Annotated in this window: 21 protein-coding genes; 14 read left to right on the forward strand and 7 right to left on the reverse strand. The window is 48.3% G+C overall.

The window, feature by feature from the left end; genetic code table 11:
- Positions 1 to 9: 9 nt before the first annotated feature.
- The 5 genes from HH196_RS01410 to HH196_RS01430 form a co-directional block, all read right to left on the reverse strand.
- A complete protein-coding gene (locus HH196_RS01410; protein WP_169450321.1) occupies positions 10 to 1,050 on the reverse strand; it encodes a DUF3549 family protein in 1,041 nt (346 codons plus the stop codon).
- 57 nt (positions 1,051 to 1,107) lie between these two features.
- Positions 1,108 to 3,087 (reverse strand): monovalent cation:proton antiporter family protein, encoded by a 1,980-nt coding sequence (locus HH196_RS01415; protein ID WP_248276872.1) that lies wholly within the window; start codon positions 3,085 to 3,087, stop codon positions 1,108 to 1,110.
- Positions 3,088 to 3,101: 14 nt separating this feature from the next.
- A complete protein-coding gene (locus HH196_RS01420; protein ID WP_169450322.1) occupies positions 3,102 to 4,040 on the reverse strand; it encodes a LysR family transcriptional regulator in 939 nt (312 codons plus the stop codon).
- A gap of 85 nt (positions 4,041 to 4,125) precedes the next feature.
- Entirely contained in the window at positions 4,126 to 5,034 is a 909-nt protein-coding gene (argF, locus tag HH196_RS01425) for an ornithine carbamoyltransferase (RefSeq protein ID WP_169450323.1), read from the reverse strand.
- A gap of 50 nt (positions 5,035 to 5,084) precedes the next feature.
- The gene (locus HH196_RS01430; protein WP_169450324.1) at positions 5,085 to 6,269 is read right to left on the reverse strand and encodes an aspartate aminotransferase family protein; all 1,185 of its coding nucleotides are present in this window, start codon (positions 6,267 to 6,269) and stop codon (positions 5,085 to 5,087) included.
- 226 nt (positions 6,270 to 6,495) lie between these two features.
- Between HH196_RS01430 and grxD the strand changes: the two genes are divergently transcribed.
- Entirely contained in the window at positions 6,496 to 6,828 is a 333-nt protein-coding gene (gene grxD / locus HH196_RS01435) for a Grx4 family monothiol glutaredoxin (RefSeq protein WP_169450325.1), read from the forward strand.
- Positions 6,829 to 6,877: 49 nt separating this feature from the next.
- On the opposite strand, the gene rnt is transcribed toward grxD, so the two are convergent.
- Complete coding sequence (gene rnt, locus HH196_RS01440) at positions 6,878 to 7,513, reverse strand: ribonuclease T (protein WP_211160830.1); 636 nt, start codon at positions 7,511 to 7,513, stop codon at positions 6,878 to 6,880.
- 250 nt (positions 7,514 to 7,763) lie between these two features.
- On the opposite strand from rnt, the gene HH196_RS01445 reads away from it, so the two are divergent.
- Positions 7,764 to 8,984 carry an argininosuccinate synthase gene (locus tag HH196_RS01445; RefSeq protein WP_169450327.1) on the forward strand — a complete coding sequence of 407 codons (1,221 nt, stop codon included), beginning with the start codon at positions 7,764 to 7,766 and terminating at the stop codon, positions 8,982 to 8,984.
- A 69-nt stretch (positions 8,985 to 9,053) separates the two neighbouring features.
- On the opposite strand, the gene HH196_RS01450 is transcribed toward HH196_RS01445, so the two are convergent.
- Complete coding sequence (locus tag HH196_RS01450; protein WP_169450328.1) at positions 9,054 to 9,377, reverse strand: hypothetical protein; 324 nt, start codon at positions 9,375 to 9,377, stop codon at positions 9,054 to 9,056.
- Between the two features lie 112 nt (positions 9,378 to 9,489).
- Here HH196_RS01450 and HH196_RS01455 point away from each other — a divergent pair, with 112 nt between their 5' ends.
- The 12 genes from HH196_RS01455 (at position 9,490) to HH196_RS01510 (ending at position 23,987) form a co-directional block, all read left to right on the forward strand.
- Positions 9,490 to 11,598 carry a type I secretion system permease/ATPase gene (locus HH196_RS01455; RefSeq protein WP_169450329.1) on the forward strand — a complete coding sequence of 703 codons (2,109 nt, stop codon included), beginning with the start codon at positions 9,490 to 9,492 and terminating at the stop codon, positions 11,596 to 11,598.
- A 5-nt stretch (positions 11,599 to 11,603) separates the two neighbouring features.
- Positions 11,604 to 12,935: an HlyD family type I secretion periplasmic adaptor subunit gene (locus HH196_RS01460; protein WP_169450330.1), complete on the forward strand. Its 1,332-nt coding sequence runs from the start codon at positions 11,604 to 11,606 to the stop codon at positions 12,933 to 12,935.
- 14 nt (positions 12,936 to 12,949) lie between these two features.
- A complete protein-coding gene (locus HH196_RS01465) occupies positions 12,950 to 13,561 on the forward strand; it encodes a LuxR C-terminal-related transcriptional regulator (protein ID WP_169450331.1) in 612 nt (203 codons plus the stop codon).
- Complete coding sequence (locus HH196_RS01470) at positions 13,551 to 14,897, forward strand: TolC family outer membrane protein (protein WP_169450332.1); 1,347 nt, start codon at positions 13,551 to 13,553, stop codon at positions 14,895 to 14,897. The genes HH196_RS01465 and HH196_RS01470 overlap by 11 nt, the downstream gene beginning before the upstream one ends.
- Before the next feature lie 107 nt (positions 14,898 to 15,004).
- The gene (locus HH196_RS01475) at positions 15,005 to 16,042 is read left to right on the forward strand and encodes a hydroxymethylglutaryl-CoA reductase (protein ID WP_169450333.1); all 1,038 of its coding nucleotides are present in this window, start codon (positions 15,005 to 15,007) and stop codon (positions 16,040 to 16,042) included.
- On the forward strand, positions 16,042 to 17,061 hold the full coding sequence (gene fni, locus HH196_RS01480; protein WP_169450334.1) for a type 2 isopentenyl-diphosphate Delta-isomerase: 1,020 nt from the start codon (positions 16,042 to 16,044) through the stop codon (positions 17,059 to 17,061). The genes HH196_RS01475 and fni overlap by 1 nt, the downstream gene beginning before the upstream one ends.
- A gap of 21 nt (positions 17,062 to 17,082) precedes the next feature.
- Positions 17,083 to 18,249 carry a hydroxymethylglutaryl-CoA synthase gene (locus HH196_RS01485; protein ID WP_169450335.1) on the forward strand — a complete coding sequence of 389 codons (1,167 nt, stop codon included), beginning with the start codon at positions 17,083 to 17,085 and terminating at the stop codon, positions 18,247 to 18,249.
- Between the two features lies 1 nt (position 18,250).
- A complete protein-coding gene (locus tag HH196_RS01490) occupies positions 18,251 to 19,252 on the forward strand; it encodes a mevalonate kinase (RefSeq protein ID WP_169450336.1) in 1,002 nt (333 codons plus the stop codon).
- On the forward strand, positions 19,245 to 20,162 hold the full coding sequence (mvk, locus tag HH196_RS01495; protein WP_169450337.1) for a mevalonate kinase: 918 nt from the start codon (positions 19,245 to 19,247) through the stop codon (positions 20,160 to 20,162). Before HH196_RS01490 ends, mvk begins: the two co-directional genes overlap by 8 nt.
- Positions 20,159 to 21,151: a diphosphomevalonate decarboxylase gene (mvaD, locus tag HH196_RS01500; RefSeq protein ID WP_169450338.1), complete on the forward strand. Its 993-nt coding sequence runs from the start codon at positions 20,159 to 20,161 to the stop codon at positions 21,149 to 21,151. The genes mvk and mvaD overlap by 4 nt, the downstream gene beginning before the upstream one ends.
- Before the next feature lie 3 nt (positions 21,152 to 21,154).
- Positions 21,155 to 23,476 carry a DNA polymerase II gene (locus tag HH196_RS01505; RefSeq protein ID WP_169450339.1) on the forward strand — a complete coding sequence of 774 codons (2,322 nt, stop codon included), beginning with the start codon at positions 21,155 to 21,157 and terminating at the stop codon, positions 23,474 to 23,476.
- Positions 23,477 to 23,504: 28 nt separating this feature from the next.
- The gene (locus HH196_RS01510; RefSeq protein ID WP_169450340.1) at positions 23,505 to 23,987 is read left to right on the forward strand and encodes a TIGR02281 family clan AA aspartic protease; all 483 of its coding nucleotides are present in this window, start codon (positions 23,505 to 23,507) and stop codon (positions 23,985 to 23,987) included.
- The last annotated feature ends 1 nt before the right edge of the window (position 23,988 follow it).

Raw genomic sequence — 23,988 nt, forward strand, 5'->3', positions numbered from 1 at the left:
CAGCCTCAGTTAAAATGCACTGCCGAACATTGCCGCCGTTGCAGACTTTAGCTCGGTGCTGGTCTCAGCTGATCGCAAAGCCTGAACAATCAATACACGATGTACCGGAAGATACATCAAATCCGCAAGAATTCGACTGAACCCCGTCTGCCCAGATTCCCCAACCGCTAGGCGCTCGAGGAAAAGTTTCAGCGTGCTAGGATCCATCAGGGCAGCTTCGCAGCGAGTCGCAATAGCTGATAGCACCTCTGCACTTTTTCCAGCTTCTGAATTCAGCACCTGTTGTAAGGAATCAATCAAAAGGGCGCTCACTTTGCTGCCGGAAAGTGCGCGCAGTAGCAGCGAAATTTTTATCGGATCACCACTGTTTTTAAGTGCATCTGTAAGGAGTTCAGCAAGCTTACTACTCAGTTCCTGGTCTGGTTGAGCATGTTCCAATAACGCTAGAATCTGAGCTGTTAATGCCTCCGGTAGGTTGGCAATTGAGCGCGCTAAGTTACTCTGATTATCAGTGGCATCGAGACGTACAATAAAGTCAGCGAGCCCCTGAAGAGATAGGTTTTCCCAGCCTGTAGTTAGCGTAGGATCTGCTATGAATTGTTGAACGGGTTCATAAAAAGCAGACGCAGCTAAGCCCTGATCGAGTGCCGCTTTTGCATGGAATATCGCCATCTTCTCATCCGATGGCTTGAACATGAATGGGTTCTCTTTAAGGCTGTCTTCAACTGGAACCCCATCAACACTATGTTGAACATTAGTCAGTAGACGATTGACAATATCATCGCGAACAGCGGGAATCATGAAGCCCTGTTCATCGAGAGGAAGCTTAAGGAACCAAACTGCGTTTTCACTGTTCTGCTTTGGATTCCATAGCACTAGAGCAATCCAGGCGTGGTGTAGATATGGAGTTGGGTAGGGGGTGGCGATCGCCTCTATACGTTCAAACTCATCGCGACCTAAACTGCGAATGCGACGCCCTAGGTCATAGATGCGCATTGCTGTTCCAGATTTGTTGAACAGTTCAGTTAGTGTGATCGCGTTTTCGCTCATCGCTCGACTCCAAATTCAGTGCCGGCGATTCTAACACTATCCAAAAACAGATGCAGTTTAGCCGAGCAAAAGTCGCTCTTCAGCAAGCTCAACTTCACTGGGTGAACCGGAGATGATTAGAGTATCTCCTGCAGCTAACACGCTTTGCAGGGAAGGGTTTTCTGTCTCTTCCCCTGCATGAATCAGTGCCACAATCGCTAGGTCGAAATCGAAATCTTCAATTCGCTTGCCACAGGCAAAAGCCGATTCACTGATCACAACAGCATGACGTTGGATGACCAAGCTCTCTTCGGTCGATAGCTTCTTCGAGTGGTCACCATGAACAAAACCGTGCAGGATTTGGTAGCGTTGACTACGAACCGTGCGAATACGCTCTTTGATCTCCTCTGTGGGTACGCCTAGAAGAGTCATGACGTGAGAGACGAGCATAAGACTTCCTTCAAGGGCCTCTGGAATCACCTCTGCCGCACCTGAACTTTGGAACTGCTCAAGGTGACTGTCATCTTGGGTTCTAACTAATACCGGTATGTTGCCAAATTCACGCTTAATGTTACGCAGTATCTCAAGCGCTGATTTAGGTGCAGGTATGGTTAAAATTACTAGTCGTGCTCGTTCCGTGCCGAGATTACGCAGAATATCGACACGCTTTGCATCTCCATAGTAAGCCGGCTCGCCGGCGGTAGAGGCCTCGCGGATTCTTACAGGATCAGGATCAACTGCTATGTAGGGGATATTCATCTGCTTTAAAAAGCGAGCAATGATCTGTCCAACACGGCCATAGCCACAGATGATTACATGCTTGTTAAGGTGAGCAAGTTTTGACTCAGATAGAGAGTCTACGCGCTCGATCTCACCATCCTGCTCAGTTGTGCTTAGAGGGAAAAATCTATTTGCCCAGCGTTCGGCCATATTCATGAGGGTAGGTGTTAACACCATAGATAGGATAATCGTCGAGACCAAAACAGCATTCAGGTCGGTATCAATCACCTGATAACTGAGTGCAACAGCCAGTAGTGCAAATCCAAACTCGCCACCCTGAGCAAGACTCACCGATGCTCGGAAAGCGGTGTTCGCTGGATGTTTAAAGAGTACGCCGACCATCAACACGACAACCAGTTTAGCGGTGATGAGAAGCAGGGTGGTTAAAACTACCCAATGTATATTCTCAACAAGAGCTGATAGATCGAGCTGCATCCCAACTGAGATAAAAAAGAGTCCGAGCAACACATCACGGAAGGGGCGTATATCACTCTCTAGCTGGTGTTTGAAATGGCTCTCGCCAAGCATCATGCCAGCCAAAAAACCGCCCAGCGCCATTGATAAGCCTGCTGCGTGTGTAAGCCAGGCGGCACCCATCGCGGTAACAAGCGCAACTAGAACGAACAGCTCATCAGAGCGCTCACGAGCGATCTCGTTAAATAGCGCTGGCAGTAGCTTATGGCCTAAAAAGAGGAGAGTTAAAAGAAGCCCACCACCTTGCATGAACACTAACCAAAGGGGCTCTGCATTATCCTCTACTGCGCTTGTGCCAAGTGCAGGTACCAGAATGAGGAAGATGACTGCGGCTACGTCCTGAAATAGTAGAATACCAAAACTTAACTGACCATGCGGCTCACTGAGATGCTGCATGCGAATCAGCTCTTTGGTCACTATCGCTGTAGAAGATAGCGCTAGGGCGCCAGCAATAACGATTGAAGCGTTAAAGTCCATTCCCATGAGGAGACTCATGCCAATGAATACTAGTGATGTAAGTAAAACCTGTGCAGATCCTAACCCCAGTACGGTTCTCCGCATGGCGATCATTTTAGGCAGTGAAAACTCGAGTCCCAGCATGAAGAGCAGGAAAACCACCCCCATCTCAGAGAGGAGTGCCATATTGCCGGGGTGCGAGAGTTGCATCGCGAAGGGGCCAATAAGGGCACCCAGAGCTAGGTAGGCAAGTATAGGCGGAAGTTTTAGTCGTCTAAACAGTGCTGTACCAACTACTGCACCGATTAGCATTAAGAGAATCTGCTCAAAGAGCCCGTAATCTTCCAAGCTGTAACCCTACCTTAAGCGGATGTAGATGTGTCTGGCGTAGCGCTGCGAATGCCTTTCAATGTTTTGAAACTTACATCACGTGCGGTAGCAAGGAAATCTGTCATAAAGTCAGAGTTTTGTTGGTCCTCTCGGATAGCTGCATAGAGGGTGCACCATAGACCTTTCTCTCCAAGCGGCCTCGCTTGAATGAAGTCACGCTCTAAGTACTCATGCATTGCCCAGTTGGGTAGGGCGGCAACGCCTCGGCCACTGGCCACAAGCTGCACCATCATGACCGTTAATTCGGCAGTGCGAATCTCTGCGGGTTCCACTTCAGCTGGATCAAGAAAACGGCTAAACAGATCGAGTCGGTTGGTATCAACGGGATAGGTGATGAGTGTCTCTTCTGCAAGATCGTCAGGTTGAATGAACTTACGAGCTACCAAACGGTGTTGTCGACTTAAGCCAAGCAGCGATTCATAACTGAAGAGGGGTTCGTAAACTATGCCGTTGCGTGGTTCTGGATCTGAAGTAATAACAAGATCTATATCGCCACGTGCCAATGCAGGTAGGGGTTGAAAACTAAATCCTGTGGAGAGATCCATCTCAACCTCTGGCCAGTTTTGGCGGAAGTGATCGATGGTCGGCATCAACCAGTCGAAACAGCTGTGACACTCGATGCAGATGTTCAGACGACCAGCCTCTCCGCCAGCTAAGCGAGCAATATCCCGCTCGGCTGTTTTGATCATTGGCAGTATGTCATCAGCAAGAGTTAAAAGACGTTGGCCAGCTGCGGTAAAAGTGATTGGCTTGGTTTTACGAATAAAGAGCGAGCAGTCGAGACGCTCTTCAAGGTCTTTAATCTGGTGTGAGAGAGCCGATTGGGTTAGATGAACACGCTCCGCAGCTTCAACTAGGCTACCTGCATCACGCAGTGCGGCAAGTGTTTTGAGGTGGCGTAGGTCGATCATTTCTGACTCCGAGCAGGTTTCTCTGGTCAGTATAATATAGAAAAGGCGCGACGATCACGTTACGCCTTTATATTGTTTTGGATTATTAATACCCGACGAGCAGAAACTCGAGTAGCGCTTTTTGCGCGTGAAGACGGTTTTCCGCCTCTTGGAATGCAATGCAGCGAGGATCATCCATCATATCTTCACTAACCTCTTCACCACGGTGCGCAGGCAAGCAGTGCATGAAGAGTGCATCTTGGTTTGCAAGGTCCATAAGTGCAGGATTGACCTGGTAGCCGTCAAAGCGCTTCATGCGAAGACGCTCTTCATCCTCTTGTCCCATTGATGCCCAAACATCAGTAACAACAAGGTCGGCACCCACTACTGCGGTGTCTGGATCTTGGAAAATATTAACGCGATCTGCGTTCTTAGCCACAAGCTCTGCGTTAGGCTCAAAACCTTTCGGACAGGCGATATTTAGGGTGAAATCAAATTGGCGAGCGGCGTTGATGTAGCTGTTACACATGTTGTTGCCATCGCCAACCCATGCGACTGTCTTGCCCTTGATAGAGCCGCGCGCTTCGAAGAAGGTCTGCATATCAGCAAGTAGCTGGCAAGGGTGGTAGTCATCGGTTAGAGCATTGATAACTGGCACTTGTGAATTAGCTGCGAAGTTCTGAATCAATTCATGGCTAAATGTGCGAATCATCACGACATCGACCATGCTAGAGATAACGCGCGCACTATCCTCGATAGGTTCGCCGCGACCCAGTTGGGTGTCACGTGGAGAGAGGAACATCGCATGGCCGCCAAACTGTGCCATGCCTGCTTCAAATGATACACGTGTACGGGTTGAGGCCTTCTCGAAAATCATCGCCATAACGCGGTTTTTCAGAGGCTCGTAAATTTCGCCAGCATTGCGCATACGCTTAAGTTCGATGGCGCGCTGTATAACTCGGTTTAATTCTTCTGGCGTTAGATCCAAAAGGGTTAGGAAATGTCTGGTTCCCATAAAAAATAAAGCGCCAGCTGAATTCAACTGGCGAGTTCCTGTATAAAGTTTTATTTGCTAGCAAACAGCGTATGTACGATGTTCGAAAGTGACTCGATGAGCTGCTCTACTTCTGATTCAGAGATGTTAAGTGCTGGAAGTAGACGGATAACCTTACCGCCTCCGTTCACATTGATCAACAACTGGTTATCAAGAGCCAATTTTGCCAAAGGTGCGATGTCAGCGTTGAACTGACAGCCAATCATGAGGCCCTTGTTACGCACTTCAACAAATTCAGGTATGTCGGCAAACTTAGCACGCAATCCCTGGCACAGTTGTTCACTGCGCTGTTTCACGTTTTCCATTAGGTTTTCTGACTTAATGGTGTTGTAAACAGCAAGACCTGCGGCACATACAAGTGGGTTACCACCGTAGGTTGAGCCATGGTTGCCCGGACCAAAGATATCCGTTGCCTTACCTGAAACTAGACAAGCACCAATCGGTACACCGTTGCCAAGACCTTTAGCCGTTGTCAGAACGTCAGGCTTAAAGCCCTCTTGCTGGAATGCAAAGTAGGTGCCAGTACGGCCATTACCTGTTTGCACTTCATCAAGCATCAATAGCCAATCGTTTTGATCACAGATCTCGCGAAGTGCTTTTAGGTAACCTGCATCAGGTACATGCACACCGCCTTCACCCTGAACAGGTTCAACCAAGATTGCTACAACGTTCTTGTTGTTGGCAGCGACAGTTTTAACTGCTTCAACATTGTTGTAAGGCACGCGTGAAAAACCAGAAACGAGCGGTTCAAATCCAGCTTGAATAGCACGGTTTCCAGTTGCACTTAATGTCGCCATGGTACGACCGTGAAAGCTCTGTTCCATCACGATGACAGATGGGTTTTCGATGCCGCGGCTATTGCCGTATTTGCGAGCAATCTTAATCGCAGCTTCGTTAGATTCAGCGCCAGAGTTACAGAAGTAGATCGCATCCATGCCACTCTCTTGGCAAAGTTTTTCACCAAGCTGCTGCTGTAGGGTGATCTCATACAGGTTAGATGTATGGATTAACGTACTTGCTTGGTCTGCAATCGCTTTAGCAACAGCTGGATGAGCATGCCCCAATCCTGTTACTGCAATGCCACACAGAGCATCAAAGTAACGTCGGCCCTCAGTGTCGTACAACCAGCTTCCTTCGCCTTTAGCGAATGCGACAGGTAGTCGAGCATAGGTGGGCATTACGGGGGTCATTGTCATTGCTAAATCTCCAAAAAACGCAAAAAGGCAGCCGAAGCTGCCGCTGAGGGGTAATAGTATTTTGAGTTGGGCAGGTTGGCAATCACTGGAGTGGCTAAATTGTGTGAATTTTGAACATTTTTAGCTTTTGCTGATGTGGATTAAATAAACCTGAGTATCTTAGTTGGTTTTGAGGTAATATCTGCGCACAGACTTTTTGATCAATCCAAGATTTATGAGGTAGGAAATGAGCGTAGTCGATACGATCAAAGAACAGATTGATAGCAACACTATTCTTCTTTACATGAAGGGTACTCCACGTTTTCCTCAGTGTGGTTTCTCTTCACGTGCTGTGGAAGCATTGATGTCATGTAATGAGCGTTTTGCTTTTGTAAATATTCTGGAAAACCCAGAAATTCGTGCAGAGCTACCAAAGTATGCAAACTGGCCTACATTCCCACAGCTTTGGGTGAATGGTGAGCTAGTTGGCGGTTGTGACATCATTTGTGACATGGCTGCATCTGGCGAGCTTCAGACACTTGTAGCGGAAGCTGCAAAAGCGGCTGACGACCAAGCCTAATCCCGCGTGATGCCCAGCTTGTGTTACACATGAGCTGGGCGTTACGAATTTACTCCTCTGCTTCCTCTTCACGCAGAGCAAGAACCAAATCCCATCCCCCCATCTCTTTCCACTGGTTAACCACAGAACAGAAAAGCTCGGCAGTTTTGGTGGTGTCGTAGAGTGCTGAGTGCGCTTGTTTATTATCAAACGGGATGCCCGCAATCTGACAGGCCCTGGCTAGCACGGTGTGGCCGTAGGCCAGGCCTGCAAGGGTTGCAGTATCAAAAGTTGAGAATGGGTGAAAAGGGTTGCGTTTGATGTCACACCTTTCAGCAGCCTGCGTCACAAAGCTGTGATCGAAATTTGCATTGTGGCCAACGAGAATAGCGCGTTTACAGTCGTGCGCTTTCACCGCTTTGCGAATAGGCTTAAAAATTCTCTCAAGGGCAAATAGCTCAGGTTCCGCTTCACGATCAGGGTCCCAAGGATCTATTCCGGTAAAATCTAGCGCGGATTGTTCTAGGTTGGCGCCTTCAAAAGGCTCAATGTGAGCCTCGATCGATTGGTCGATCATTAGGTAGCCACTCTCATCCATAGTAAGAGTTACTGCAGCGATCTCGAGAAGGGCGTCAGTTTGTGCATTAAACCCAGCGGTTTCGACATCAACGACCACGGGTAGGTAGCCTCTGAATCGGTCTGCCATTGGATGGCGCTGATTCGAATTGGACACAAAGTTTCCTTAGTTTTGAGCCTGTGATGACCCAGTGTACCAAATCCGGCTGATAAGGGGAGTGCAAATCTAGATCGCTTCATAATTAATCAGCTATCCCTCTAAATTAATGGATCAATTTCTGCTATTATTTTGCGCCATAAATTTAAGAGTTCGATTTTATCGGGCTCATGCTAGGTAAAAACGCCCTGTATTAGGGTTATAAACGGAGTTGGAGACGGAAATGTCCGACATTAAAAAGGTAGTTCTTGCGTATTCAGGTGGCCTTGATACCTCTGTAATCGTGCGTTGGTTACAAGATGAGTACAACGCTGAAGTTGTTACTTTTACAGCTGATATCGGTCAGGGTGAAGAGGTAGAGCCAGCGCGTGCAAAAGCACAGGCGCTAGGTGTTAAAGAGATCTACATCGAAGATCTTCGTGAAGAGTTTGTTCGCGATTACGTTTTCCCAATGTTCCGTGCAAACACAATTTATGAAGGTGAGTACCTACTAGGTACCTCTATTGCACGTCCATTGATTGCTAAGCGTCTTGTAGAGATCGCTAACGAGACAGGTGCGGATGCTATCTCTCACGGCGCAACGGGCAAGGGTAACGACCAGGTACGTTTTGAGTTGGGTGCATACGCACTTAAACCAGGCGTGCACGTAATCGCTCCTTGGCGTGAGTGGGATCTTAACTCTCGTGAAAAGCTAATGGCTTACTGTGAAGAGCGTAACATCCCTGTTGATTTCTCTAACAAGAAGAAAAAGTCTCCATACTCTATGGATGCTAACTTGCTACACATCTCTTATGAGGGTGGTGTGCTTGAAGATCCGTGGACTGAAGCTGAAACTGATATGTGGCGTTGGTCTGTCTCTCCTGAAGAGGCACCAGATCAGCCAACTTACCTTGAGTTGACTTACCGCAACGGCGATATCGTTGCGATCAACGGTGAACAGATGTCACCTGCAACTGTTCTTGCTTACCTGAACAAAGTGGGTGGTGAGAACGGCATCGGTCGTCTTGATATCGTTGAGAACCGTTTTGTCGGTATGAAGTCTCGTGGTTGTTATGAAACACCGGGCGGCACAATCATGCTGCCAGCACACCGTGCTATTGAATCAATTACGCTAGACCGTGAAGTTGCTCACCTGAAAGATGAGCTAATGCCACGTTACGCTAAATTGATCTACAACGGTTTCTGGTGGTCTGAAGAGCGTAAGATGCTCCAGACAATGATCGATGAGAGCCAGAAGTATGTGAACGGTGATGTTCGCGTTAAGCTCTACAAAGGTAACGTTACTGTTGTTGGTCGTCGTTCAGAAGATAGCTTGTTCGATGAGAGCATTGCGACATTCGAAGATGATGCAGGTTCATACAACCAGAAAGATGCTGCAGGCTTCATTAAGTTGAATGCACTGCGTATGCGTATCGCAGCAAGCAAAGGTCGCAAGTTCGATTAATATAAGTCGACTTATCTTTGCTTCATAAGAAGATCCCGTGGATTAAGAAATCCACGGGATTTTTTTTGCCTAAAAAATTTGATCATCCGAAAGGATGGTCTGCTCATCCTCGTCCGGTAATCCCTCCTCTTTGCGCATAATCTTACGCAGTAGTTTGCGCTCCAGTAGACGCTCCTGTGCAGGATTCGGTAGATCCGTAAATCGGATGACACCACGAGCAATTAGTGTATCTACAAGGTCTTCAATAATACGGACGCTATCTGCATCACTACTGCGTAGCTGTGCCCCAGCAGATATATCCGGATTGGCTTTGGTTAGGAACGCCTTTACGGCTGGATCAGAGGTGTCGGCAATCGTAGAGCCATCAGATGGCTCGAGAGAAATTGCGATCACCTCTCCGTTAGAGTCTTTTTTTACATACATGTCACAAAATTCACAGCAAAAGTTTTTTTATGGTCTACATTGAAATCAGTATTGTAGCTAAACCCCAATAGGTCAATTTCTGATGTCGATAAACGACTCACTTTTACAAACGCTAGTCTCACTAACACACCATTTCCATAAACCTCTCACGGCTGAGGTGTTGGTCGACGGGCTTCCGATTAATGGCGATATCACGCCAGAGCTGTTTGTTCGCGCGGCGCAGCGGGCAGGATTTTCTGCAAAAATCGCCCAGAGAAATCTCTCAGAACTGAGCAACCTGTTAATGCCCGTGGTGTTATTGCATCAAGATGGCAGCAGCTCACTGCTTCGTGAACGCAGGGGTTCAATTCTAGTCTTAGAGCAGCCTGAGTCAGGTGGAGTCGTTGAGATAGAAGAGGGCGAGCTTCGCAAATTAGTCTCTGGCACTGTCATCTTTGTTAAACCTGAATACAGATCGAGCTTGGGTGTTTCTGATGTTAATAGCAAAAACGATAAGCACTGGTTTTGGGGAACCGTGTGGCGCTCTAAAGCGATTTATCGTGATGTTTTAATAGCTTCGCTGCTTATCAATCTATTTGTTATCGCCAACCCACTCTTTGTAATGAACGTCTATGACAGGGTTGTGCCCAATTCAGCTGTCGATACCCTGTGGGTGCTGGCTTTAGGTGTAGGTCTTGTTTACCTCTTTGATTTTGGTCTGAAGCTGTTAAGGGCCTACTTTTTGGAGGTGGCTGCTAAGAAGTCCGACATCCTATTATCCTCAACAATTTTCCAAAAAGTGTTGGGGATGCGATTTGATGTGATGCCTGCTTCGGTCGGTGCTTTCTCATCTAACCTGCGTGAGTTCGATAGCATTCGTTCGCTATTTAGTGCAGGCAGTGTTGCTCTGTTAATTGATATCCCCTTTATGGTGATATTTATCTTGGTGGTTTGGTATATCGGTGGCTCGTTAGCGATGATTCCAATGATCGCTGTTCCACTCATTCTGCTCTACACCCTTGCGGTAAAGCCGGCTCTTAGATCTGCCGTTGAAAAGAGTTTTTCAGCGACAGCGCAAAAGAATGGGGCGCTTGTAGAGGCCTTGACGGCTATGGAGACAGTGAAAACACAGCGTGCTGTGTCGCCAATGGTAAGTCGTTGGGATGAGGCTGTGGGCCATATTGCGCGCTGGGGACTTAAAGCTCGGATACTCTCACTCTCTGTAGGCAGTTTTTCGGGCTTAGTGCAGCAAGTTGCCTCTATCGCGCTCATTATTCTTGGCGTCTATCTGATCATTGAACAGCAGCTCACCATGGGGGCCTTAATCGCTTGTAATATTTTGGTGGGGCGTGCCATTGCTCCTATGGCCCAAATCTCGAGTTTAGTAATTCAGTATGAGCAAGCAAGTAAAGCGCTCAAAACGCTCAATAGCATCATGGAGCTTCCAGACGAGCGCGAAGCGACAAAACACTATGTGCATCGTGAGAATTTGACGGGGCAGATGGAGTTTAAAAATGTCGATTTTACCTACCCTAATAGCGAGGTGGGTTCGCTTAATGGTGTGAGCTTTTCGATAAAGCAGGGAGAGAAGGTTGCCCTGATCGGCCGTATTGGATCAGGTAAATCGACCATTCAAAAGCTACTGGCGGGCCTTTATAAACCTCAAAGTGGAGCTATAACTTTAGATGGCATCGATATCAATCAAATTGACCCGGTCGACTTGCGTCGCAACCTCGGTTATCTCCCCCAAGATGTACTCCTATTTGCCGGTACGCTGCGTGAAAACATAGTTATCGGTCTCCCGTCGGTCAGTGACGAGCGTCTCTTGGAAGTGGCTAAGCTAACAGGTGTCGATCAGTTCGTAGCCCAGCATCCACTTGGTTTTGATATGCCGGTAGGCGAGCGTGGTGCAGGGCTCTCTGGTGGGCAGCGTCAGGCCATAGGGTTGGCACGATCTTTGCTACATCAACCAAACATGCTGCTGCTTGATGAGCCAAGCAACTCGATGGATAACGCTTCTGAAGAGTATCTACGAGGGCAGTTGGAAGATTTTATTAAGGATCGAACCCTGTTATTAGTGACACATAAGGTCTCACTACTGCAGTTGGTAGATCGAATTATTGTGGTTGATAGAGGCCAGATAGTTGCGGATGGTCCTAAAGAGACTGTGCTGGAAGCGTTGCGACAAGGGCGTCTTCAGGTTCGTCGGTAGGTGAGATGGTTAAGCCAAATAACATTAGAAGCGAAGATTTAGATTACGCAAACAGCGTCAATCAAGCCATTTTGGAGCAGGCGCCGCGAGGTGCAACGCTGTTGCTTTGGGCGATGGCGCTCTTTTTAACGGCTGCAGTCGTTTGGGCTAATTGGGCTGAGCTTGATGAAGTAGTACGTGGTCAGGGGGAGATAATTCCCTCTAAACAGCTTCAGGTAGTGCAAAACCTCGAAGGGGGAATTGTCTCGGAGATTCTAGTACGTGAAGGGGATCTGGTTGAAGCGGGTCAGGTAGTCATGCGTATCGAAGATCAGCGTTTCTCTAGTTCTGTCCGTGAGAACGAGGTTCGCTATTTCGAATTGGCTGCAAAGCTAGCTCGACTTAAAGCTGAAGCAGATGGTGCTGAGTATCAATCCCCCATTGAAATGCCTTCAGAATATCGTTCGCTTGAGGTTGAAGAGCTGGCGCTAATGCGTGCACGAGCTGATGAGCTAGATAGCAACTTAGAGGTGCTAACCTCTCAACAGAGCCAAAAACAGCAAGAGCTGATAGAGGCTAAAAGCCGGCTAGCTCAGGTCTCTGATAGCTATCAGCTGCTGTTACGTGAGCTTGAGATTACCGAGCCTCTACTCAAAGAGGGTGTTATCTCGGAAGTGGAGTTTTTGCGTCTTAAGCGTCAGGTGAATGATCTTAAAGGGGAGCGTTCTTCAATTCAGTTGAGCCTGCCAAGGGTTGAAGCTTCTGTAGCCGAAATTGAGAAGCGTATTAAAGAGCTGGGTCATCAATTCAAAAGCACGGCTCGAAGTGAATACAACGAGTTACTGGCTGAGCAGACGCGTCTCGAGCAGGCTCTCAGTGGTATGCAGGATCGCATGCGTCGAACAGAGGTTCGTTCACCGCTTAAGGGTACCGTAAAAGAGGTGATGGTGAATACGGTCGATGGTGTGGTGAAGCCGGGTGATTCGCTTATATCGGTTGTCCCTTGGGAGGATAAGTTGATAGTGGAAGCCAAGCTTTCACCAGCTGATATTGGCCATCTTCGCGTAGGGCAAAAGGCGGTCGTAAAGGTCTCTGCCTACGATTTTTCTATCTACGGTGGCGCTCCTGCAAATCTCAACTATATTTCAGCGAGTACCTTCTTAAACGAGAAGGAGGAGGCGTACTTTCTGGTGCGTTTAGAGACTGAGAATAGTTATCTAAATGAGCAGCAGAAGCTATTGCCTTTGATGGCAGGTATGACGGTTGATGTGGATGTATTGACTGGCAAAAAGACAGTGATGGATTACCTGTTGAAACCCATTCTGAAAGCGAAAAATAGCGCATTAAGGGAGCCTTAATCGTGTCGCTTGAGGTGAGTTTATACGCAACTAACGCGCGTGTATTGAAACGTTGGAGTGACGCTCTAACTAGCTCTGTAAATGAGTTTGCAGTAACGCAAGCGAGGCAGGTTAATCGGGTAAGTAGATCAGCTATTCAGCTTGTGCATCTGCAATCGTTGACTGAACCGGAGCGTCTAAAGCTTTTAAGTGAGCCCTGCTGTAACACCGTGGTTATGAGTGATATGCCCGATGTTGCTGAAGCGAAGCAGATGATCCTCTCGGGGATAAAGGGTTATGCCAATACCTATATCCACGACACGCTGTTGCCCGAGTTGGTGGTGCAGGTTGAAGCGGGGAATGTCTGGGCGGTTCCGGAAGTTTTGCAAAGCATTTTGCAAAGCTTTTTGCAAAATCAGCCGCGAGAGGTGAGTCGCTATGACACCTCTGAGCTGACCGAGCGAGAGCTTCAGGTGCTTGAACAAATGCGAAGTGGCGCAGGGAACCGCTTAATAGCCATTGCACTAGGAATTTCCGAGCGAACAGTTAAAGCACATGTGAGCTCAATATTGAATAAAACCGGCGCGCCAGATCGCGTCAGACTCATAATCGGTAATAGAGGCCAGGATGAGACGTATGAACACTAAACTTAAATTAATCTCTCTTATTGTCACTTGCCAGGTTTCTATGGCCAATGCGGATGCTTTCAGCGAAACACTCTCAAACTCACTCTTTAAAGCACCTCAGGTGGTTGAGGCTGTTAATGCCTATCAGGCATCGATTCATGCGATTGAGCAAGCAAAATCTGGCTACAAACCTAAGGTAGATATGACGCTGGGTTCCGGTTACGAATGGACTAAGGATGCGACGGACGATGAGCTGAATCGCCGTGAAGCGCGCCTTAATCTTTCTCAAATGCTTTACGATGGTGGTGCGACAGGCTCTGAAGTAGATCGCCAGGATGCTAAATCTCGCTCTGCCTATGCTCATCTATCTGATGTGGCTGATGATTATCTGCTTGAGGCTGGCCGCGCTTATTTAGAGTTGTTACGTCGTCAGCAACTTCGAAACAGTGCTGCAGCTACATTGGCTAACCACCAGAAACTGTTTGACCAGATCAAGCGTCGTGCTGAGATGGGAGTGGGTGCTGAGTCTTCAGTTAATCAGGCTCAGGGTCGTCTCTCACTTGCTGAGGTGAACTCATTGGTTGCAGAGAATAACTACCTTGATGCACTTGCAACCTATGAACGCGTATTGGGTCAGCCAGCACCGACAGAAGTGAGCCCTGTGCCAGCTCAGATTGGTGTGATGCCAAAAACAGTTCAAGAGGGGTTGGAGTTACTTCGAACTCAGCACCCTGTGATGGCGGTTGCCAGTGCAGACTTGGAAGCGTCCCTCGCACAACGTGAAGCTGCAAAAGCCAAATATCAACCGCGAGTTTACTTTGAGGTGGAGCGTCGCTGGGATCACAATTTAGATGGTACAGCTGGCGCTAATGAAGACCTTACGGCCATGGTTCGTCTACGTTGGAATCTCTACAATGGTGGCGCTGATGAAGCTTGGGAAGCAAATACCATTAAGCAGATTGGTCAGGCTCAGGCGGTGCAAGATGATGCGCTATTACAGGCAAATCAAAGTCTTAAACTGAGTTGGAATGCCTACACTGTCCTAGGCAAGCAGATTGGCTTCCTAGCAGATCACCTCAAGGCGAGCCGCGATACACGCGATGCTTACCAGAAGCAGTTTGATATTAACCAGCGCACGCTGCTTGACCTTTTAGATACTGAAAATGAGGTATTTACAGCGCAAAATCAGTTGGTTGATGCGCAAACAGATCATCAAATTGCGCAGTTGCGCGTACTCAATTCGATCGGCGGTTTGGCGGGTGCACTCGATATCACAATCACTCCAGATAATTTAAAAACCTCAGATGAACAGACTGTATGGGTGACAGAAACTGTACAGGAATCACCTGCATCCTGAGGTGAATCAATTGCATCCATAGGGGTGGACCGATAAAATCCATCTAAACCTATCGATAACGAATAAAGGGTTGTTATGACAGCCCTTTTTTATTGGATTTTCAGCGGATGAAGACACATAAAATTCTCCAAGCACCCATCCCTATGCGTTGGGTTGGACCGATGAAACTATCGGGTCACATTATTGAGGAGAAGTTAAGCGTACCGCTGGCGACCTATGAGACGCCGCTTTGGCCTTCGGTTGGCCGTGGCGCGCGCATCTCCACACTCTGCCCAGAAGGGATTAAAGTCAGCGTTATTGATGAGCGTATGACACGTTCAATCCTACTAGAGGCTGCTGATGCATACGCGGCACATCTAGCGATTCAATCCCTGCAGTCCCGTATGGATGACCTCAATGCAGTCGTAGCTAAATCGAGTCGCTTTGCGAAGTTGATCGATATGCACTCGCAAGTGGTAGGGAATTTAATTTATCTGCGCCTCGAGTTCACAACGGGTGATGCATCGGGCCACAACATGGTGACCAATGCTGCGGATCATCTAATCCCTTGGATTCTAGAGAACTACCCGCACCTGCAATACAGCTCTATTTCGGCAAACTACTGTTCCGATAAGAAAGCGACTGCGGTGAACGGTATTCTGGGACGTGGCAAGTACGTGGTGTGCGAGATCATCATTCCGCGTGATATCTGCGAGCGTCGTCTTCATACTACGCCTGAAAAAGTGGTTGATCTAAACATCAAGAAAAACCTTATAGGTACCATGATTGCGGGCGGTTTGCGCAGTGCTAATGCCCACTACGCCAACATGCTCCTAGCCTTTTATTTGGCTACAGGTCAGGACGCGGCGAACATTATTGAAGGGTCGCAAGGTGTGGTACATGCCGAGGTTCGTAATGGCGATCTCTACTTCAGCTGTACACTACCAAACCTGATCGTCGGTAGTGTGGGTAACGGCAAAGGAATCGACTTTGTAGAAGAGAATCTCCATAAACTGGGCTGTAAAGAAGATCGTGAACCGGGCGCTAATGCGCGTCGTTTAGCGGCTATCTGTGGTGCTACGGTTTTGTGTGGTGAGTTGTCACTGTTAGCGGCACAAACAAACCCAGGTGAACTGATGCAGTCTCATCTCAAAATGGAACGTTAATGTCAGAGCAGACCAACGATCGTAAGATCGAGCATATTCAGGCGATTCTTAATGATCCCATGACGGATCGTGACGGCCGCTATTTTGATGAAATAATGCTGACACATAGGGCGCTGCCACAGCTCAATCTAGCTGATATCGATACATCGATTGAGTTTCTAGGCAAAACCCTGAGCTTTCCATTATTGATCTCATCCATGACTGGTGGGGATCATGAGGTCGTAAGAAAGATCAATCGCAATCTTGCCGAGGCTGCAGAGCGCTGCCAGGTAGCTATGGCGGTTGGCTCACAACGTGTCATGTTCACTGATGCACAGTCGCGTTCAAGTTTTGAGTTGAGAGAAGTCGCACCTACGACAGTGCTTATTGGTAATCTTGGTGCTGTGCAGCTCAATTACGGTTTTAGTGAAAAAGAGTGCCAAGAGGCGGTTGATGTTTTAGGTGCTGATGCACTCTATCTTCACCTCAATCCGCTCCAAGAGGCGATTCAACCTGAGGGTGATACCAATTTCTCAAACCTTGCCGAGCGTATCGCAGAGCTTTCGAAATCTCTTTCAGTTCCACTCATGCTTAAAGAGGTCGGAAGTGGTCTGTCACCAGAGGATATCGAACTTGGCTATGAAGCCGGTGTGCGCTTTTTTGACCTTGCTGGCACTGGTGGTACCTCTTGGAGTCGTATCGAGCACCATCGACGTGAAGGAGATCAGCTCGGAATTAAATTCCAAGATTGGGGCGTGCCAACAACACTTGCCCTAATGCGTGCAGCTCACTGGAACGATCGAGCTACACTCATTGCCAGTGGCGGTTTGCGAGATGGGATTGATCTCGCGAAATCTGTTATACTCGGCGCCTCGCTTGGTGGGTTTGCTGCACCTCTTTTGAAACCCGCAATGGAATCTGCAGACGCTGTGGTTGCTGTCATTGAGCAGATTGAACGCGAGTATCGGACTGCCATGTTTTTGCTGGGCGTCCAAAATAGTAAAGCGCTGTTAGGTTGTCGCGCTTTGATTATCGATTAGTGTTAAGGATTATTGCACAGCATGTCAGTCGGTATAGACGAAATCAGTTTCTACACCTCGAGCTACTACCTCGATCTGCGCACCCTTGCTGAGCGTCAGGGTACCGATCCAAACAAGTACTATGATGGTATTGGCCAAGAGAAGATGGCCATGGCAGCGCACGATGAAGATATCGTTACACTTGCTGCCAATGCTGCACTTCCAATTGTTGAGCGCGTTGGCACTGATGCCATATCAGCAGTTCTGTTTGCGACAGAGACAGGGATTGACCAATCTAAAGCTGCAGGTGTCTATGTTCATCGCTTGCTGGGCTTAACCTCTAAATGTCGCGTTGTCGAGCTGAAACACGCCTGCTATAGCGCAACAGCTGCACTGCAGATGGCCTGTGCGTTGGTTGCCCGTCAGCCTGAAAAATCGATCTTGGTGATCGCCTCTGATGTTGCTCGTTATGATCTGGACTCGCCAGGTGAAGCTACTCAGGGCTGCGGCGCAGTTGCGATGTTAGTGCGTTCAAATCCTCGTGTTTTGGAGATTGATCCAGAAGCGGGTAACCACACTGAAGATGTGATGGACTTCTGGCGTCCAAACTACCGAACTACAGCCCTGGTTGATGGTAAATATTCAACGAAGATTTATCTCACCTCACTGAAACGCAGCTGGGAAGATTACACTGAGCAGTCCGGGGTAGGGTATGAAGATATCGACTACTTCTGTTACCACCTACCGTTTGGCAAGATGGCACAAAAGGCTCATTCACAACTCTCTCGTGTGAATAAAAGTGGTCAGACTCCAGATCAACTTGCAGCACAGATTGAGCCAACACTTATCTACAACCGTCTTATTGGTAACTGTTACACCGCCTCTATGTACATCGGACTCTGTTCGCTGCTTGAGAATGTAACTGACGATCTCGCTGGTAAGCGTATCGGTCTCTTCAGTTATGGCTCAGGCTCTGTATCTGAGTTTTTTGCAGGTCGCGTTGTGGCAGGCTATAAAGCAGCACTGAATACAACACGTCACGCAGAGCTACTGGCTGATCGTACTGAATTGAATTACGACGAGTACCTCAATCTATACCGCTACCCTGATCCGCGTGATGGTGGTGATCACCCAATCCCTGCGGATACCAAAGGTCGATTCCGTCTTGCTGCGATTTCAGCGCACAAACGAGAATACGTAGAGAACTAATATGTCCACATCGAGTGCACCAGGTAAGATCATCCTTAGCGGTGAGCACTCGGTGGTCTATGGCGCGCCGGCTCTAGCCTTTGCTGTAAAACAGCGCCTCAATGTCAGCTTCACTCCAGATCCTTTACCTCGTTTGAGCTGGTTCGGCCCAGACTCTGTGCATGAACTCGCCTTGGAAAAGTTCTCCACACTTCGGCATAAACTGGATGCAGCCTTTGAGGGTTATCTCAAGGGTGAACGTTCCATATCTGAGATCATTTCACGGCCTGCTGAACTCATTTTCTATACCGTTGATATAGCGCGCATGCTTGGCAATTTAGAGCGTCTGCCCCGCGGTAAAGTGAAGATTGAGTCTGAAATACCTGTGGGTGCTGGTATGGGGTCGTCAGCTGCACTGTTGGCAGCATTGTTGGCACTCTTCTCTAGACAGCGCTCGCCAGAACAGTTGATTGAACAGGTGCGTCATTGTGAGCGTTTGCAGCATGGTCGTGGTAGTTTGATTGATGCAGCTACTGTCTGTTTGGGTGGTCTCGTGCGGGTTGAGTCAGACAAGGCACTCCGTATGGGCGACCTGCCAAAAGCCCTAGGCCAAGATTGGTACTGGATCTTTACCGGTACCCCAGCAACCAGTACGGGGGTCTGTGTCGATCGTGTTCGTAGCCAGTTTGCGGACTCCTCAATTTGGAGCGAGTTCTCAGATGTAACGGCCGAAATAGGGCGCTCCCTAGATAGTTCTGAAGCATTAAGCCCACTGATTAAAGTGAACCACCGTTTGTTAAGCCGAATTGGAGTTGTGCCGAGTCGAGTTAACGCTCTAGTTGAGAAGATCGAAGATCTAGGTGGTGCTGCTAAAATTTCAGGTGCTGGCGCAGTCTCAGGGGATGCGGGTGGTCTCGTACTTGCCTATCTCCCCTCATGCACTCCGGAAGCGCTATCTCTCCCACTGGGTTCGCGTTGGGGCACAATTGCCGGTTCAAATACAGGGGTGATTGCACATGATTAAATACTCAGCCCCTGGCAATCTGATGTTGATGGGTGAGCACGCTATCCTGCATGGTGAGCCTGCATTGGCTATGGCGGTTACTAAGCGGATAGAGCTAACTCTTGAGCCACTAAACACTACCTCAATTGAGATAGTTTCTGGATTAGGTTACTACACCAGTGACCTTCGCCATATAGAACAATCAGATACCTTCGCGTTTTTGGTCGCAGCTATTGAGCAAGTGCCGGAGCTCAGTTCAGGTTTTAAAGTCTCTATCGAAAGCGAATTTTCACATCAGGTGGGACTTGGATCATCAGCGGCTGTCACTGCTGCCATGGTTGCGGCGCTTCTTGAATATGCATCAGTTTCTGTGACGCCTGAAGAGGTGTTTAAACGCGCGCTTGCAGCTGTTCATCAGGTTCAAAATGGGCGTGGTTCTGGAACTGATCTTGCTGCCTGTATCTATGGCGGTATTGTGGCCTACGAGATGGCAGAACGGGTTGTAAGACCACTGGCCTCGACCCCGGATATTGATCTCTATTTTGTGGGCTACAAGATGAAGACACCAGACGTGTTGGCACTGGTTGAGAGCTATGCTCAGCGTTCGCCTGAGATCTATGCCAACCTCTATCGTCTAATGGGGGATGTTACCCGTGCCACAGAAGTTGCTATCAATAAGAGTGACCTTGCACAACTAGGTCAGCTTATGAATCAATACTCGGGCTTAATGGAAGCTCTGGGTGTATGTGACCAACAGCTAGCCAAATTACAGTACCAGCTTCGCGCTGAACCAGATGTTATGGGTGTAAAGATTTCAGGTTCAGGGCTTGGCGATTGTGTTTTAGCTCTAGGGAAAGCTGATCCTAAGCGTATAGGTTTTGATCACATCCCTGTTTCAATTTCTAAAGATGGTTTAAGGAGAGAGTCGTGAATAAAGCTGAGGTTTTAGCCAAGGTTCTTCCTGATGTAACAGATGTGGTTGCCTCAGCAGAGCATTTCGCGCCAAGTAATATCGCGCTCTGTAAATATTGGGGGAAGCGAGATGCTGAACTCAATCTACCTATTAACCCATCGCTCTCGATTTCACTGCGTGACCTTGGTACCCACACTAAAGTTACACCGCTCGATCAACCCGTAGATCGCGTTATTTTGAATGGTCATGAGATGCACCCCGAGACCAAGTTCGCGCAGCGCATCTCTCGGTTTATTGATCTATTTCGTCGTGATTCTGCGATCGGTTTTTTAGTTGAAACACGCAATAACATCCCAACCCAAGCAGGGCTTGCGTCCTCAGCTTCGGGTTTTGCTGCTTTGACTTTGGCGCTGAATGATAGCTTCGGATTTAACCTCTCAAAAGAGGCGCTATCGATGATCGCGCGAATGGGCAGTGGCAGTGCGAGTCGTTCGATCTATCAAGGTTTTGTTGAGTGGCACATGGGGCATCGCGAGGATGGCCTTGATAGTCATGCTCACCCAATTGATATTCAATGGCCCGGACTGGCCGTTGGATTGATTAAGATCGATGTCGGCGAGAAGTCGATTGACTCACGCTCTGGCATGCAACGCACCATAGAGACTTCACACCTCTACAATAGCTGGCCTGCACAAGCCAATGCAGATTTAGCTAAATTGCATGAAGCACTGAATACACATAACTTTGAGCTGCTAGCATCCACGGCCGAGCATAATGCGATGTCAATGCACGCAACCTTCGCATCAAGCTGGCCACCACTCGTCTATTGGCTGCCAGACTCTTTAGCCGCGATGCATAAAGTATGGCAGCTTCGCCAACAGGGGCTAGCTCTCTACTTTACGATGGATGCAGGTCCTAACCTCAAACTGCTCTTTGAAAAGAGCTCACTTAACGACGTTGTTAGTCACTTCCCAGAGATGGAACTGGTTCTTCCTTTTGGCGAGTAGTCGGTGATTCAGGGATTTCCACTCACTCGCACACAACGTGATACATCCGCGGGTGTTGAGTATCAGTTCTGGCTCACTACCGATAATGGTGCTGAACGAGTTACAGTCGTTGGAGATCGCCCACTCTGTTTCGTAAAAGAGAGTGATGAATCCAAAATTCGTTCGCTGCTAGCCGATATTCAAGGTTGGGAATTAAAGCCTTTAGCGCTTAAAGATTTCGCTAAATCAACAGTGCTTGGCCTCTACTGCCAAACACTGCAGTGCTATTGGGAATCGGTCAGAATTCTCGGTGATGCGGGTGTCGCTTTGATGGAAGAGGATATCCGCCCGATAGATCGTTACCTAATGGAGCGCTTCATACGAACGGGTGCGCAGTTGGTTCAAGGGCGGCTGGGTGATGAACTTAAAGCCTGTGACTACTCACCTAAACTGTCGATGCTCTCCATCGATATAGAGACCACTTTAAATGCCGATAAAATTCTCTCGGTCGCTATGCAGATGGGGAGTCTTGAAACAGTTCTGTTTAATGGTGAAGCCCCAAATCTAAACTATTGTGAAAGTTGCGAAGGTGAGGCCGATCTCCTAATTAAGATGGTAGATCGAATCCTTCAGTGGGACCCAGACCTGATTATCGGATGGAATCTAATCGGTTTCGATCTGCGTGTTTTAGAGACGCGAGCACAAGCGCACAGCCTATCTCTGAAGTTGGGCCGTGATCGAACACCAATGAAGGTTGAGAAGGGGCTCAATGGTCGCTGGTTTGCACGTATTAGTGGTCGTGTTGCTGTAGATGGGATTGAAGCCTTAAAAGGTGCGACCTGGCACTTTAATCGTTTCAGTCTAGAGTACGTGGCCCAGGCTCTATTAGGGCGTGGTAAAGCGATTGATGATCCCTACGACAGGGGCGAAAAGATTCAGACCATGTACGCGACTGATCGGGCTTCGCTAGCAAAATATAATCTTGAAGATTGTCGTCTAGTGACTGAGATTTTCGAAAAGACAGCCGTTGTTGAGTACCTCATAGAGCGTGCTCGGCTTACCGGATTGCCGCTAGATAAGGTGGGTGGCTCGCAGCAGGCATTTGATAATCTCTACCTACCAAAGCTCCATCGTGCAGGTTATGTAGCGCAGCCCTATGCTTCTGGTCGTTCCGATCTCTCTGTGCCGGGCGGTTTTGTCATGGAGTCCAAGCCCGGTCTATATGACGATGTATTGGTCTTCGATTTTAAGAGTCTATATCCCAGTATTATTCGTACTTTCAGTATCGACCCTCTGGCACTAGCACTGGCTGATGAGGCAAATGAGAAATCCCGTGTAGTAGGTTTTTTTGAAGCCTCGTTTAACTCCGAGGTGGCGCTGTTACCCCAAATCATTGCTGACCTCTGGCACGCGAGGGATCAGGCAAAAGCGGCTGGCAATGCTGCGTTATCACAAGCGATTAAGATTCAAATGAACGCCTGCTACGGTGTGCTAGGCTCTAATGTTTGTCGCTTTTATGATCAGCGATTATCCGGCGCTATCACCCTTAGAGGGCATGAAATACTGCAACGAACAGCTCAACAGATTGAGCAAAGCTTTGGGCATCAGGTGATCTATGGCGACACAGACTCCGTCTTTGTCTGGATCAGAGAAAAGGCCTTAGATTGCAGCATGACTGAACATGGTGAGCAGATCGCTGCGCAGGTAAATAGCTGGCTAACTGAAACGCTAGCTAAAGAGTACGGTGTAGAGAGTGCCCTTGAACTTCAATTTGAGAGCCACTTTAGCCGATTCTTAATGCCAACAATGCGCCATTCAGAGCAGGGTACTAAAAAGCGCTACGCAGGTAAAAAGGTGTTGTCTGACGGTACAACAGAGATGGTTTTTAAAGGGTTAGAGACTGTGCGTAGTGATTGGACTGAGCTTGCCAAAACTTTCCAGGTCGAGCTATTTGAACGTATCTTTGCAGGCTTGCCCTGGCGAGAGCTTGTTACAGAGTATGTGGACAGAGTGCTAGCCGGTCAGGTCGATGAATTACTGGTCTATAAACGACGCTTAAGACGAGAGTTGTCTGAGTATGTTGCTTCCAATCCACCTCATGTTAAAGCTGCGCGCAAACTGCAAGCGCACCTTAAAGAGGTAGGTATCCGGGCCCAGTTAGGGCGCGGTGATGATATTGAGTATTTGATGACAGTTAATGGACCAGAGCCCGTTTCTATTCGAACGTCTGCAATCGATTACAACCACTACTTAGATAAGCAGCTTCGTCCAGTTGCCGATACTCTGCTACCCTTCGTAGGTACCAGCTTCGATCAACTGACTGAAAAACAGATAACCCTATTTTAAAATGCGTGAATCGAATACCCAAAGAAAAATGGCCCGCCTCTCGTCACACATGACCTGGATACTGTTGCTGGTCATGCTGACCTACGGTTTCAATAGCTACCTTGAGGGTAAGCGAAATCCAAATGGGGCACTGGTTACCTTAGAGGAGGGGACCGGCTCAGTCTCTTTGCTTGCAGATCGTCGTGGCCAGTATCACGCGCCAGGTCGTATTAATGGCGTCTCAGTAGGCTTAATTCTTGATACCGGCGCCACCTACGTTTCACTTCCAGAAGCGCTTGCCGATCAGCTTAACCTTCCCATAGAGGGTAAGGGATTTGCCCAAACAGCCAACGGCACCATCGCAGTCAAAATGACCACGCTTGAAAGTGTGCAGATCGGAGGTATTAAGATGGAGCGAGTACCCGCCATGATTAGCGCAGGCCTTGAAGGGGATGTACTACTTGGAATGAGCTTTCTTAAACATCTAGAACTTGTACAAAGCGACGGCAAATTGGAGCTTCGCGTCCCTTAGT

It is taken from the genome of Marinobacterium sp. LSUCC0821 (assembly GCF_012848475.1).
Classification (GTDB): domain Bacteria; phylum Pseudomonadota; class Gammaproteobacteria; order Pseudomonadales; family Balneatricaceae; genus Marinobacterium_E.

Excerpts from the sequence above, each read along its gene's own strand:
- HH196_RS01410 (WP_169450321.1), bottom strand. The coding sequence starts at position 1,050 with ATGAGCGAAAACGCGATCACACTAACTGAACTGTTCAACAAATCTGGA.
- HH196_RS01420 (WP_169450322.1), bottom strand. The coding sequence starts at position 4,040 with ATGATCGACCTACGCCACCTCAAAACACTTGCCGCACTGCGTGATGCA.
- argF (WP_169450323.1), bottom strand. The coding sequence starts at position 5,034 with ATGGGAACCAGACATTTCCTAACCCTTTTGGATCTAACGCCAGAAGAA.
- HH196_RS01430 (WP_169450324.1), bottom strand. The coding sequence starts at position 6,269 with ATGACAATGACCCCCGTAATGCCCACCTATGCTCGACTACCTGTCGCA.
- grxD (WP_169450325.1), top strand. The coding sequence starts at position 6,496 with ATGAGCGTAGTCGATACGATCAAAGAACAGATTGATAGCAACACTATT.
- rnt (WP_211160830.1), bottom strand. The coding sequence starts at position 7,513 with ATGGCAGACCGATTCAGAGGCTACCTACCCGTGGTCGTTGATGTCGAA.
- HH196_RS01445 (WP_169450327.1), top strand. The coding sequence starts at position 7,764 with ATGTCCGACATTAAAAAGGTAGTTCTTGCGTATTCAGGTGGCCTTGAT.
- HH196_RS01455 (WP_169450329.1), top strand. The coding sequence starts at position 9,490 with ATGTCGATAAACGACTCACTTTTACAAACGCTAGTCTCACTAACACAC.
- HH196_RS01460 (WP_169450330.1), top strand. The coding sequence starts at position 11,604 with ATGGTTAAGCCAAATAACATTAGAAGCGAAGATTTAGATTACGCAAAC.
- HH196_RS01470 (WP_169450332.1), top strand. The coding sequence starts at position 13,551 with ATGAACACTAAACTTAAATTAATCTCTCTTATTGTCACTTGCCAGGTT.
- HH196_RS01475 (WP_169450333.1), top strand. The coding sequence starts at position 15,005 with ATGAAGACACATAAAATTCTCCAAGCACCCATCCCTATGCGTTGGGTT.
- fni (WP_169450334.1), top strand. The coding sequence starts at position 16,042 with ATGTCAGAGCAGACCAACGATCGTAAGATCGAGCATATTCAGGCGATT.
- HH196_RS01485 (WP_169450335.1), top strand. The coding sequence starts at position 17,083 with ATGTCAGTCGGTATAGACGAAATCAGTTTCTACACCTCGAGCTACTAC.
- HH196_RS01490 (WP_169450336.1), top strand. The coding sequence starts at position 18,251 with ATGTCCACATCGAGTGCACCAGGTAAGATCATCCTTAGCGGTGAGCAC.
- mvk (WP_169450337.1), top strand. The coding sequence starts at position 19,245 with ATGATTAAATACTCAGCCCCTGGCAATCTGATGTTGATGGGTGAGCAC.
- HH196_RS01510 (WP_169450340.1), top strand. The coding sequence starts at position 23,505 with ATGGCCCGCCTCTCGTCACACATGACCTGGATACTGTTGCTGGTCATG.